Annotated in this window: 7 protein-coding genes; all 7 read left to right on the top strand. The window is 41.4% G+C overall.

The annotated features are described in order from the left end of the window. Positions 1 to 5: 5 nt before the first annotated feature. The 7 genes from ACZZZC_RS16235 (at position 6) to ACZZZC_RS16205 (ending at position 14,208) form a co-directional block, all read left to right on the top strand. Positions 6 to 1,037: a DUF5627 domain-containing protein gene (locus ACZZZC_RS16235; protein WP_463483106.1), complete on the top strand. Its 1,032-nt coding sequence runs from the start codon at positions 6 to 8 to the stop codon at positions 1,035 to 1,037. A 483-nt stretch (positions 1,038 to 1,520) separates the two neighbouring features. Continuing rightward, a complete protein-coding gene (locus ACZZZC_RS16230; protein ID WP_463483105.1) occupies positions 1,521 to 4,610 on the top strand; it encodes a SusC/RagA family TonB-linked outer membrane protein in 3,090 nt (1,029 codons plus the stop codon). A 9-nt stretch (positions 4,611 to 4,619) separates the two neighbouring features. Then, positions 4,620 to 6,554 carry a RagB/SusD family nutrient uptake outer membrane protein gene (locus ACZZZC_RS16225; protein ID WP_463483104.1) on the top strand — a complete coding sequence of 645 codons (1,935 nt, stop codon included), beginning with the start codon at positions 4,620 to 4,622 and terminating at the stop codon, positions 6,552 to 6,554. Positions 6,555 to 6,687: 133 nt separating this feature from the next. After that, complete coding sequence (locus ACZZZC_RS16220; protein WP_463487685.1) at positions 6,688 to 8,049, top strand: glycoside hydrolase family 43 protein; 1,362 nt, start codon at positions 6,688 to 6,690, stop codon at positions 8,047 to 8,049. Between the two features lie 67 nt (positions 8,050 to 8,116). Then, the gene (locus tag ACZZZC_RS16215; RefSeq protein ID WP_463487684.1) at positions 8,117 to 10,153 is read left to right on the top strand and encodes an NPCBM/NEW2 domain-containing protein; all 2,037 of its coding nucleotides are present in this window, start codon (positions 8,117 to 8,119) and stop codon (positions 10,151 to 10,153) included. A gap of 56 nt (positions 10,154 to 10,209) precedes the next feature. Continuing rightward, the gene (locus ACZZZC_RS16210; protein ID WP_463483101.1) at positions 10,210 to 13,071 is read left to right on the top strand and encodes a glycosyl hydrolase 115 family protein; all 2,862 of its coding nucleotides are present in this window, start codon (positions 10,210 to 10,212) and stop codon (positions 13,069 to 13,071) included. A gap of 36 nt (positions 13,072 to 13,107) precedes the next feature. Beyond that, complete coding sequence (locus tag ACZZZC_RS16205; protein ID WP_463483100.1) at positions 13,108 to 14,208, top strand: glycoside hydrolase family 43 protein; 1,101 nt, start codon at positions 13,108 to 13,110, stop codon at positions 14,206 to 14,208. Positions 14,209 to 14,583: the final 375 nt, after the last annotated feature.

Raw genomic sequence — 14,583 nt, 5'->3', positions numbered from 1 at the left:
AAAGAATGAAAATCAGCAATATTATTATATTAATGGCATTGGCAGTGGGTACGTTTACCTCCTGCAAAAATGCAGAAAACGAATTTCCGGATTTTAAAACTAAATCGGTCTATTTTGCCAGTCAATATCCGCTCAGAACAATTGTGCTCGGTGAAGACTTACTTGTAGATAATACTATGGATAATAAGAAGATGGTATCTATAAAGGCTACTTTGGGAGGTGGTTACGAAAATAACAAGGATATTCTAATTGATTTTGTACGCGATGAAACCCTGCTTAACGGATTAAAGTTTAACAATGGAGGAGGGCAAATTTTACCACTTCCAGAATCATATTACCGTCTGCTTTCCAATCAGATCAGAATTAATGCAGGAGATGTACTCGGCGGTGTAGATGTTCAGTTAACAGATGCTTTTTTCGCTGATCCTAAATCGTTGAGCAGAAATTATGTCATCCCGCTGGTGCTGACAAAAGTTACCGGAGCAGATTCTATTTTAAAAGGCATCCCAGTGGTAGCCAATCCTTCCAGGGTAAATGCACTGCATTGGGCAACCCGACCAAAAGATTATATCCTTTATGGTGTTAAGTTTGTTAATCCATGGCATGGAAACTACCTGCGCAAAGGCCTCGACCAGATTACCCAGTCAAACGGTACAGTAAGTTCCAATTTGCGCCATACACCATATGTAGAAAATAATGAACTGGTAAGTATGACAACCAGCTCGCTAAAAACAGCAAGCCTGCCGTTAAGTATTAAAAATAGCGCAGGCACAACCGTGCCGTTCACGCTTTTACTCAATTTTGGTGATGATAACTCCTGTACTTTAACCAGTACCACTGCAAATATCGAAGTTGCCGGAAATGGGAAATTTGTATCAAACGGAGAAAAGAATAGTATTGGTGGGAGCAATAGAAGTGCGATATACTTAGACTATACCATAAACTTTAAAAATCTGAATGTGAAATATGCAACTAAGGATACCTTGGTTGTTCGCGACAGGGGGATAAAGGCAGAGTACTTTGATGTAGTGAATTAGATAGCAATTCTTAAATAATCTTTCTGCCCAGCGCCTGTAAAAATCACCGTATTTTACAGGCGCTCGCTATTTTTAGTACAAATTAGACATAACACAATGATGACTGACGTGAAATTATCTTCCATTATCATGTATCGTTCTTATAATTTATGTTATAGATTTCTATAATTTATTTTGGCCAATTTTATGGTAATTTTCAAATGCCATAGCTGCTTTTATGGCGTTTCTTGCTATAATTCAATCGGTTGCACAAACTTTGTGTCTTATCTCTTCATCAGGTAGGCTGATTTGGAATTTTTATCTTTTCGGGTCTTGAACATTTGTTCCCTATTTATATACATTTGAATCTTATCCTGATTCATTCATCAGATAACTTTACTTTCCTGATGTTCGCTGCAATTGATGCAATGAAGAGCAACCTAAGTTGCCAGAACTAATCATCCTTTGGCAAGCATCAGGATTAACCATTATAAACCAAATTTTATGAGAAATGAATTTTTACAATTTTTTGTAAAGCCATGCGGGAGATTTTTTCAAAATTTTCCAAAAGTATCATTGACTACATTTTTTATGATCATCTGCATGGCCGCTCAGGCACAGAAGACAGTTAAAGGCCGGGTGGTTGACGACCAGGGCAAGCCCCTTCCAGGTGTAGGAATCTTGCTAAAAGGCACCTCAACAAGCACCTCCACATCGCCAGCAGGAACCTTTAGTATCGCTGTTCCATCAAACAGTTCTGTATTGGTATTTTCTTATATCGGCTTTACCAGTAAGGAAACTACTGTTGGAAACCAGACTGATATTAACGTTATCTTGCTTCCGAGTGCTGCAGAATTAGAACAGGTTGTAGTCGTTGGCTATGGAACGCAGCGCCGTGAGGCCGTTACCGGTTCAGTAGCCAATATTTCAGGTGATAAGGTTCGTGAGGTTCCGGCGCCAAACATTGCACAGGCCATTCAAGGTCGTATTGCCGGGGTAAATATCAGTCAAACTTCTACAAAACCAGGTGCAACCATGCAGATCCTTATCCGTGGTCAGCGTTCCCTTTCTGCCAGTAACGATCCATTAGTGGTGTTGGATGGTATTCCATTCCCTGGATCAGTTGGAGATATAAACCCCAATGATATTAAGAGTATCGATATTTTAAAGGATGCGTCGGCTACGGCAATCTATGGTTCCAGAGGTGCAAACGGCGTTATCCTGTTAACCACAAATCGTGGTCAGCTAGGTGCTCCGGCAAAAGTTTCCTATAATTCATATACTGGTTTGCAAACGCTGTTTGCCAAGTACCCAATGATGAATGCAGAAGAATTTATTGGCCTCAGAAAAGCAGCTGGATTATTTACGACAAACGGTGTGGATGAATCTAATGACGTGGATACTGACTGGCAGGATTTATTTTACAACAAATCAGCGGTAGTTACAAGTCATGATGTAGGCGTATCTGGTGGGTCTGCCACAGGTAGTTACAGCTTCGGTGGAGGTTATTATAAAAATCAGAGTCTGATTCCAACACAGCAATATACCCGTTATTCGATGAAGGCTTCGCTCGATCAGCAAATTGGAAAGCTTTTACGCATTGGTTTTACTACCAATAATAACTATAATCTCAGCGAAGGTAATCAGGTAGGCGTATATGGAATTTTAAGTAATTCACCAATTGCTAATCCATACAATGCCGATGGAAGTTTGAAAAGAACAATCAGAATGCCTCAGGATGAATCGTGGATCAACACCAATCAATCCACTAAAGATTTGCATGACCAATGGTTGAATGAAACAAGAGGTTTTGCCACTTATAATTCCCTTTACGGTGAGGTGAGCATTCCCTGGATACCAGGATTAAAATACCGTACCAATCTTGGTCTTGACTTTATCCAGAGTAATAATGGTAATTATACTGGTGTTGGTGTTGGTAGCGCAACGGCAACTACCGTATCTACCGCAGGGGTAAGTAATTCTCAAACTTATCACTGGACACTGGAAAACTTACTAACCTACGACCGTACATTTTCAGAAAAGCATAACATCAATGTGGTGGCTTTATATTCAGCCGAACAGAACAAATTCAACTCATCATCAATGTCTGCCCGAGATATTCCTTCGGATGCCTTCCAGTTTTATAATCTTGGCCAGGCAAATGGTGAGATCACGATCGGTAACGGCGATTACAGGTTAAGTGGGTTGATGTCTTATATGGGAAGGGTAATGTATTCTTACGATAACCGCTACCTGATCAGTGCTACCATTAGATCTGATGCTTCTTCTCGTTTGGCTCCAGGTAAAAAATGGAATACTTATCCTGCGGTTTCAGTAGGATGGAATATCATGAATGAACCTTTTATGAAAGAGATTACGGCCATTGATAAGTTAAAAATAAGGGTTGGTTATGGCCAGACATCCAATCAGGCAGTAAATCCATATCAAACATTGGGTTTATTAAATACCCGTCCCTATAATTTTGGAGATTCCTATGCCATTGGATACTATGTTTCTCAGCTGCCGAGTCCTGATTTAGGTTGGGAATATTCGCAAACCTGGAATTATGGGCTGGACTTCTCTCTGCTAAAAAACAGGATCAACGGAACATTTGAATACTATGTAACCAATACTAAAGATATTTTACTTGGAGTGGCTTTACCGGCAACTTCTGGGGTAGGCAGTTATACTGCGAACATTGGCCAAACCCAAAATAAAGGTTGGGAATTAAGTGTAAGCGGTAATATCTTTACCGATAAAGGCGGCTGGTCTTGGGATGTAGGCTTTAATCTATCTGCAAACAGGAACAAACTGGTTGCACTTGCATCCGGACAAACCCGTGATGAGGGCAATGGCTGGTTTGTAGGACATAACATTAACTCCATCTTTGATTACGAAAAAATTGGTCTTTGGCAGGCAGGCGATCCAAATTTGAGTGTGCTGGAACCAGGTGGCAATGTGGGGATGATCAAGGTGAAATATACCGGTGATTTTGATGCAACTGGCAAACCAACCAGACCAATTGGTGCTGCCGACAGGCAGATTATGGATGTAGATCCTAATTTAACAGGTGGTTTCAATACCCGTGTGGCCTATAAAGGGTTTGATTTGAACGTAGTCGGCTTATTCAAGGATGGCGGACTTTTACTTAGCACCTTGTACGGATCTTCAGGTTACCTGAACCTATTAACGGGAAGAAGGAATAACGTAAAAGTGGATTATTGGACACCCCAAAATACAGAAGCGAAATATCCAAAACCAGGTGGTATCGCCAGTGGCGATAACCCTAAGTATGGCAGTACATTGGGCTACTTCGATGCCTCGTTCGTGAAAATACGCACCATTTCACTCGGTTATGATTTTAACCGTGATTTAATTAAAAATTCTAAAGTGAGATTAAGAATGTACGTTACCGTTCAGAATCCTTTTGTCATGTTTTCTCCATATCACAGAGAATCAGGTATGGATCCGGAAACCAATTCATATGGTGATGAGAATGTGGCAGTAAATTCTTACCCAAGAAGAATCTTAACTATAGGTACCAATACACCTTCTACACGTAACTATGTAGCTGGTCTTAATTTAACATTTTAATATACAAGTATGAAACGTATACACTTTTATATCGTATTAGGCGCTTGGCTTGGGATGATCGTTTTCTCGGGCTGCAAAAAAATTCTTGAAGAACAGCCACGTAGCATTTTTACACCGGAATACTTTAAAACAACAGCTGGGGTGAATGGTGGTTTAACCGCAATGTACGCTCACCTGCGTAGAATTTACGGTCAGGCCTACTATTATAATTCAACTATTACAGGTACGGATGAAGCTACATGGGGTAAAGACGCTGATGGAAATTTTAAAGATATGGATTGCTCTGGCGTAGGTTCTATACTATCTACAAGTTATCCAAGCAGTGTTTTATGGACTGAAGCTTTTCCCAGCATAAACACCGCAAGTGGTGTAATTGAAAATGCAAGTTCGGCAGGTATCGCTGCTTCGCTAATCGCTGAAGCCAGGTTTTTCCGTGCTTTTGATTATTTCCTATTGGTTCAGACTTTTGGTGGTGTTCCGCTTGATTTAGGTGCAGGTGAATTAAAATTTAATACTAACCCAGTGAGAACATCCATTCGAAATACAGTGCCAGTTGTATATACAAAAGCTGTATTTCCAGACCTGATCCAGGCGGTTGCTGATTTACCCGCGACTGCACGCGTTACAGGTGGCGTAACCAAAACATTGGCACGCCTCTACCTGGCAAAGGCTTATCTAACCTATGGTTGGTGGCTGCAAAATCCAAACAATATACCAACTTATCCTGCTGCTAACCGTACTGATCCTGATGGTCACGATGCAGCATATTATTTTCAGCAGGCTTATGATGTGGCGACAACAGGAATTGAAAATCCGGGTGCTTACGGGTTGGTAGATACCTACTACGATGTTAATCTGGGCTCAAACGACCGCAATAAAGAAATGTTGCTTTACGCAGATCATACCCAAAATAGTGAACGCTTTAACGATGGTAGTTTAACTTTTGGTAGTGGTGGTGCTCCTGATAATTTTGCAGGATGGATGATGACCTGGAATTACACCAATATTAGAAGTGGTGGAATCAGTTCGGTTCAGCGTGAAGCTGAGCAGCACCTCGGCCGCCCATGGAACCGTATGGCACCAACCATCGAGGTATTTAAAAATACTTTTGCTGATAAAACACTCGATTCCCGTTATGATGGAACATTTACTACTGTATATCGTGGAAATTGGCCAAAAGGTTACAATCCACCTTCGAGTGCTCCAGCATCATTACTCAATGCCAATGGACAATCAATCGTTCCTGGAGATGCGGTATTAACCTTTCTTGATTCAGATAATAGTGCTGTTACCTATCCAAGCGGTACTGGAACAAGTAATGTTGGTGCGGGTACCTTGCCAGGACGTGCAGATTATGTGATTGCACCAGGCGGGATCAGCAGAATTGTTTACCCTGGTTTATGGAAACTGGGCCCTTACCGTACGGATAATGGTACCGGCCTTGGGCAGCCAAATGCCGGAAGTACACGCCCTTTCCCAATTGCAAAATTCTCTGAACTTTACTTCGTTGCTGCAGAAGCTGCTGTAAAAGGCGCTGTCGCAAAAGCGGGTAAAAGTGCCCGTGAACTGATCAATGTAATCAGGGGCCGTGCAGGAAAATGGCGTTGGAACAATAACGGTAATGTAGCTAAAGTGGAAGATAATAGTGCCGCAATGATTGCTGCAACGCCTGCAACCATCGACATTAACTACATTCTGGCTGAACGTTCACGCGAATACTATGCAGAAGGTTACCGTAGATTTGATTTAATCAGAACACAAAAATGGGCTGAACTCTCAACAACTTTTTCCATTTCAGGTATCAACTACGGTGATCATACACCTGTAACGGTAACAAGAACCATCACGCCAAACTTATATCTTCGTCCAATCCCTCAAGGGCAGATCGACGGCATGCAAATGACCGATGAAGAGAAAAAGGCTTATCAAAACCCAGGTTATTAATCCTGAATAAAGCAGATTGTTCTTCGGAAGAATCTGCTTTTAACTTTCTTTTTTTTTGATGCAGCTGATTCGTCAGTAATTCTGCAACACCACCATACTATCCGGTGAGATTGTTGTTAATCGCTTATAATAAATGAAAAAAATATTTTCTAAGCTGGGCTTAGCCATGCTTTTCGGTTTCCCCATCAGCTTATTCGCTCAGAATCCAATCGTGCAAACCAGTTATACAGCAGATCCTGCGCCAATGGTTTACAATGGAAAAATTTACCTCTATACCAGCCATGATGAGGATAATTCTACCTGGTTTGTGATGAACAATTGGAAGCTATATACTACTGAGGATATGGTGAACTGGACTGATCATGGTGCAATTGCCTCTTATCAAACCTTCGATTGGGCAATAGGTGATGCGTGGGCGATTCAGGTTGTTGAAAGAAACGGGAAATTTTACCTATATGCGCCGGTAAAATCGCGTGATAAAAGAAGATCGGCAATAGGCGTTGCCGTCGCAGATAATCCCTATGGCCCATTTTACGATCCATTGGGGAAACCATTATTAAGTGTAAGCGATGGAGATATTGATCCTACTGTTCGGGTTGATCAGGATGGAAAAGCTTATATCTATTGGGGTAATCCTGATTGTCAGTATGCCGAATTAAATGAAGATATGATATCAGTTAAAGGGGAGCCTGTTCGGGTACCCATGACGGAAGCCTCATTCGGCAAAAGACAGGGCGTTGAACGTCGGCCAACCCTTTATGAAGAAGGTCCCTGGCTATACAAGCGAAGTGATTTATACTATCTGTTCTGGGCTGGAGGTCCGTTACCGGAGCATTTGGGCTATTCTACCAGTAAAAGTCCAAAAGGACCATGGAAATACAATGGGACATTAATGGCTGCAGAAGGTAAAAGTTTTACCAACCATCCTGGAATAGTGGATTATAAAAACAAAACTTATCTATTTTATCATAATGGAGCCCTGCCGGGTGGCAATGGCTTTAACCGTTCTGTTGCCGTACAGGAAATGAAATTTGAAAGAGATGGACGAATCTTGCCGGTAAAAATGACGACAGGAATTCAAACAGCCTTACAAAATCTTAATCCTTATCAAAAAGTGGAAGGAGAAACCATTTCCTGGTCGGAAAATATAAAAGCAAGTCAGAATAAAGAGGTAGGTGTATTTATTACAGCAAAGAAAAATCAGGCTTTTACAAAAATTAAGAGTGTGGATTTCGGTGCGGAAGGTGCCCGGAAATTATCGGTCCGGGCCGGTACTACCCACAATTCAAAGGTGGAAATTGAAGTTCGCCTCGATGATCGCTCAGGACCTGTAATTACAACACTAAAAGTGCCATTAACAGGTGGAGATAACCGCTGGGCACTGATTTCTGCAGATGTGGTTAAAACTACCGGCGTTCATGATCTGTATTTCATTTTCAAGGGACAGGTAGAAACTGATCTTGCCTTTCTGGATTATTGGATGTTCAGTAAATAATTCTTTGTTTTATCCCAGCTGGATAAACCAGGCGCTAAATTTTTAAGTACAATAAACTCGACCTAACATGATTAAAATCAAATTATTCTCAATATCCACCTTAATAAGCTTTTGTGCAGCAGGCGCCCTGGCACAACCCGCTTCGGGAAGCCATGTTGTCTGGCTTGATCAACTGGACCTCTCGGTAGCCACTCAGGGATTCGGCGTTCCACAAAAAAACCGTTCTGTGGATGGCAAAACCATCACCATCGCCGGGGAAACCTTTGAGCGGGGTTTTGGAACACATGCAGAAAGTTCGCTTTTGATATTGCCAAAGGGGAACGCAACTGCTTTCAAGACATGGGTAGGCATCGATGATGAGATAAAAGGTCACGAACCGGCCGCAGAATTTTTACTGATGGCCGATGGCAAAAAAATCTGGTCTAGTGGAATCATGCGCTTGGGAGATAAAGCAAAATTGTGCGAAGTTTCGCTCAAAGATGTACAAAAGCTGGAGCTTGTTGTGGCCGATGGCGGAAACGGTAATTATTATGACCATGCTGATTGGGCAAACGCCAGCTTTGAATCATCGGATGCAAAACCATTTGAAACGACAAATCCAATTTCAGGTACGCCGTATATCCTTACGCCCCGGGTATCACCACTTCCTAAAATAAACAGTGCAACAGTTTTCGGGGTTAGGCCCGGTTCACCTTTCCAGTTTGTAATTGCCGCAAGTGGCGAAAGGCCGATACGTTTTTCTGCAGATGGGCTGCCTGCAGATTTGAAAATAAACGCGGAAACAGGATTAATCACTGGTAAACTTAAGTCTAACGGAACATTTCCTGTCACTTTACACGCAGTAAATGCCAAGGGAAAAGCTACAAAAAAACTGAGAATCGAATGTGGGGATAAAATTGCACTCACCCCGCCAATGGGATGGAATAGCTGGAATTGTTTTGCCGATCAGGTTTCAGCAGATAAAATAAAACGGGCCGCTGATGCCATGATCAGCAGCGGACTGGTTAACCACGGATGGACCTATATCAATATAGACGATTTCTGGCAAAATAATAAAGATGCCAAAGACCCATCCATCAGGGGAGAATTAAGAGATGCTTCGGGAAATATCATCGTTAACTCAAGATTTGGAGATATGGGAAGCCTGGCAGATTATGTTCATAACAAAAGCCTGAAAATTGGAATTTACTCCAGTCCTGGTCCCTGGACCTGTGGCAGTTGCACGGGAAGCTATGGGCATGAAAAATTAGATGCGGAAACGTATGCCAAATGGGGTTTCGATTATTTAAAGTACGACTGGTGCAGTTATGGACATGTAATCAATGGTATGCCCAATAATGATCCTTATAAAATTGGAGCCCTTTCTTACAACGGCGGGAATGATCTGGCCACAGCCATCAAGCCATTTAAGGTAATGGGAGATGCGATTAAGGCGCAGCCACGGGATATCGTGTACAGCTTATGCCAGTATGGAATGTCTGATGTGTGGAAATGGGGAAATTCGGTTGGTGGATCATTATGGCGCACCACTAATGATATCACCGATACCTGGACCAGTGTAAAAAATATAGCTTTACAACAAGATAAGGCTGCGGCCTATGCCAAACCCGGAAGCTGGAATGATCCTGATATGCTGGTAGTAGGTACGGTTGGATGGGGAAATCCGCATCCGAGTAAACTCAGACCTGATGAACAGTACCTGCATTTTAGTTTGTGGTGCCTGTTTTCAGCGCCATTGCTTATTGGATGCGACATGGAGAAGCTCGATGATTTTACCATGAACCTGCTCACTAATGATGAAGTAATTGCGATCAATCAAGATCCACTGGGTAATCAGGCAAAATGTGAACTGACCATAGGCGATGTACGCATATATGTGAAAAAATTAGAAGATGGAGGACAAGCTGTCGGATTTTGTAATTTCGGACAAGAGCGGGCCATGATCAACTTCAGCGAGTTAAAAAAACTGGGCGTTAATGGAATGGTGAACGTTCGCGATCTTTGGAGACAAAAAGATATTATAAAAATGAACGCCGCTAAGGATAAACTTGCCCTTAATATTCCGGCACATGGGGTTCTGCTTTATAAGTTTACAAAAAAATAATCCATCGATCATACGCATGTGATCATCAAACTCATTTGAAAAAGAAATTTAAAAATATGAACAGAATAATCCTCTTTATTGCACTACTACTTTTTTTAGGAACGAATGGTTTTGCGGATGGAGCGGACCCATTTATATCTAAAAGCTATTTAACAGGTAGTTTCCCGATTTTCAGTAAAGGGAAAATGGCTACGATTCTAACTGCTGCCAATGACTGGCCTGGGGTAAACCGTGCAGCCAAAGATTTGCAGGTTGATTTAAAAAAAGTAACTGGGGTTGAGCCCCGGTTTACTACAGATCAAACCTCAGGAATGGCCATTATCATCGGCACGATTGGTAAAAGCCACCTGATTGATGCGCTGATCAGAAATAATCAGCTCAATGTGGCGGGTATTGCTGGTAAGTGGGAAAGCACACTCATTCAAGTGGTAAAAAATCCGCTAAAGGGAATAGATTCAGCACTTGTGATTGCAGGTAGCGATAAACGCGGTACCATTTATGGTATTTATGAACTCTCCGGTCAGATTGGCGTTTCACCCTGGTATTATTGGGCTGATGTTCCGGTGAAAACCAGCAATAGTTTGTTTGCGGTTTCGGGCCGGCATGTGATTTCGTCTCCGGCAGTAAAATACAGGGGTATTTTTTTAAATGATGAAGCACCAGCTTTATCGGGCTGGAGCAGAAAAGAGTTTGGCGGTTTTAATAGTAAATTTTACGGAAAAGTTTTCGAACTCATCCTGCGCTTAAAAGGCAATTATCTATGGCCAGCCATGTGGGGAAGTGCTTTTAATGACGATGATAAAATGAACCCTGTCTTGGCAGATGAATATGGAATTGTGATGGGTACTTCTCACCACGAGCCCCTTAGCCGGGCACACGACGAGTGGAAAAGATATAAAGGTGGTAAGTGGAATTATGATCAAAACCCGAAACAACTGAAAGCCTTTTGGAAAAGTGGATTGGAACGGGTGGCCAATAAAGAACAGATTATCACTGTGGGCATGCGTGGAGATGGAGATGAGCCAATGACTGAGGGGACAGCAACCGCTCTTCTGGAAAAGATTGTAAAAGATCAACGTGAAATTATTGCAAAGGTAACCGATAAACCCGCGGCAGAAACGCCTCAGCTTTGGGCATTATATAAAGAGGTGCAAGACTATTATGACAAAGGAATGCGGGTGCCTGATGACATTACGTTACTCCTTTGCGATGATAACTGGGGGAATATCAGGAAACTTCCAAAGCTGGATGAAGCACCTAGAAAAGGTGGTTATGGTATCTATTATCACTTCGATTATGTAGGAGATCCACGGAATTACAAATGGATTAATACCAATCCCATTCAAAAAATATGGGAACAGATGAACCTGGCTTATCAATACCAGGCCAATCAGATCTGGATTGTAAACGTGGGTGATTTGAAGCCAATGGAATTTCCAATTTCTTTTTTCCTGGATTATGCCTGGGCACCGGATGCTATCCCGGCTGAAAAGCTGAAACAATACACCATTAACTGGTCTGAAAAGCAATTCGGTTCGCAATACGCACAAGAAATTGCTGAAATTATGGATTGGTATTCCAAATATAACGGAAGGGTAAAGCCAGAGTTATTGAACGATCGAACCTATAGTCTGATTGATTATAATGAATTCGAAGTTATAGTGGAAGATTACAGAAAGCTGGAACAAAGGGCGAAATTTATCTATGAGCAGATTCCTGCTGACCAGAAAGATGCTTTTTATCAGTTGGTACTTCACCCGGTAGAAGCAAGTGCCAATCTTAATGCACTTTACCTGAGTGTGGCGAAAAACAAATTGTATGCGAAACAAGGCCGTTTAGCAGCCAATGCAATGGCAACACGTGTGGCTGAGTTGTATAAACGTGATCAGGAAATTTCAGACTATTACAATAAAACCCTGGCGGGAGGAAAATGGGATCACATGATGGACCAAACGCATATTGGTTATACCAGCTGGCAGGAGCCCAGACAAAATTCGATTCCAAAAACAACTACAATCGCTCTCGCCGAAAATCAGGATAAAAACCTGATGGGTATTGCAATAGAGGGCAGCGATTCATCATGGAAGAGCAATGAAAAAATAAATCTGGTACTGCCTACTTTCGATTATTACAGCAATACATCTCATTATTTCGAATTGTTCAATGTTGAAAAAACCTTTAAATACCAGGTTAAGGCGCCTGTGTATGTCATAATAAACGAGACAGCAGGAGAGGTGGTCACTGATAAACGGATTTATTTAAGTATCGATTGGAATAAGACTCCGAAAGGCATCACCGAATCAAAAGTAACCGTTAAAGGTAATGGCGGCATAAAGTTTGAAATTCCAATCAGGATTGATCATTCCCGTGCTGTCATTGAACCGTTTGCCGGATTTATTGCTCAAAACGGATACGTATCTATGGAGGCGCCAAATTACAGCCGGGCAGTTAATCAGCGGCCAGTATCCTGGAAAATACTTCCCAATTATGGTAAAACACTTGGAGGAGTGATGCCTGTGCCTGTTACTGCATCCGTTCAAAAAATAGATTCCACTACGGCCCATTTGGAATACGACATTTTTTTAAATCAAACCGGAAATTTTACCCTGAACAGTTTTATTTCGCCTACCATCGATTTTTCCAATACCGATGGGTTGAAATTTGCGGTCTCTGTTGACGATCAGACTCCGGTAATTGTGAATATCAGTTTAGATAATAAGAGTCAGGCTGCCTGGAGAAAATCAGTGGCCAACAGCATCAAAATTTTTAAAACACCTTTGCAGTTTAACAAACCTGGTAAGCATATCATCAAATACTGGATGGTAAGCCCAGGAGTAGTATTACAAAAGTTAGTGCTCGATCTTGGTGGTTTAAAACCAAGCTACCTGGGGCCGCCAGAAACCTTTATAAAAAAATAAAATAATTGATCAACATTTAAAAAAACCTAAAATTGAATGAATAATTTAAAAAAATTAACCGGATTGGCGCTGATCACAGCAACTTCGGTACTCAGCTCATGCCAGCAAAGTAGTACAGCTACAAAGGAGGCATCTGGAGATACAAGCAAAGTTTCGAAATACTTATCTCAGCCATTAATCAGCAACATTTACACTGCAGATCCATCCGCTCATGTGTTTGAGGGTAAAATCTACATTTACCCTTCTCATGATATCGATACCGGCACGCCTGAAAATGATAATGGTGATCACTTTGATATGAAAGATTATCACATTTTAAGCATGGATAGTGCAAACGGAAAAGTGACTGATAATGGTGTGGCATTAAGCGTAAAGGATATTCCCTGGGCTGGCAGACAATTGTGGGCACCTGATGCCGCATTTAAAAACGGAACCTATTATCTTTATTTTCCCGCAAAGGATAAAAATGATGTTTTTAGGATCGGTGTCGCAACGGCCAAAACGCCAGCAGGTCCTTTCAAGGCCGAAACAACTCCTATTGAGGGAAGTTTTAGTATTGACCCGGCTGTATTTACCGATACTGACGGAAGTACCTACATGTATTTTGGTGGTATTTGGGGAGGACAGCTGCAACGCTGGAAAGATGGTAAATATGATTCAAACGGATCAAAAACCGATTCTCAAAAAGAAAACGAACCTGCGTTAACCCCGAAACTAGCTAAGCTGAATAACAATATGCTTTCTTTTGATGGCGCTGTTAAAGATGTGTTAATCTTGGATGAAAACGGAAAGCCTTTGCTAACAAAAGATCACGACAGGCGTTTTTTCGAAGGTGCTTGGGTGCATAAATATAATGGCAAATACTATTTCACCTACTCAACAGGAGATACGCATTTTCTGGCTTCAGCAATTGGCGATACACCTTATGGACCATTTAAATATCAGGGCGTTTTCATGAATCCCGTACAAGGCTGGACAACGCATCACTCCATCATTGAACAAAATGGTAAATGGTATATCTTTTATCATGACACGCAACTTTCTGGTAAAACCCAATTGAGAAATGTAAAAGTGACTGAACTAAAGCACAATCCGGATGGTACAATCGCCTTGATTGAACCGATTAAAAAAGGTTAGTGATCTTTAAGTGTGATTGTTTTTCCACCCGAATGGCAATCACATTTAAATTAGTTTCTAACAATCCATTCGCGTTATATATAAACGGTCAGTGATTAAATCGCGGGCCGTTTTATCTTAATCTTCGCAAACCCAATCTTAATTACCTCGCAATACAAGTTTTGTTGCGGATTGCCTGTAGAGGTGACTCTAGCTTGATTTAATTTACTGCCTTAGAAAATCATAATTCCCTGATTATTTAATAAGTTTCACGAGGTAGGACTTGAGAATTTTATAGCTCGCATAGTCGCCTACTATTATCTTACTGTACTCTGCTTTTTCCCAATATTATCATAAACTCATTTCATTAATCCAGTTTAATTTTTAGTTTTTCAT

It is taken from the genome of Pedobacter sp. AC212, from assembly GCF_979258625.1.
Note: the sequence above shows the minus strand (reverse complement) of the source record. Positions and strands in the feature narration are given on the sequence as shown.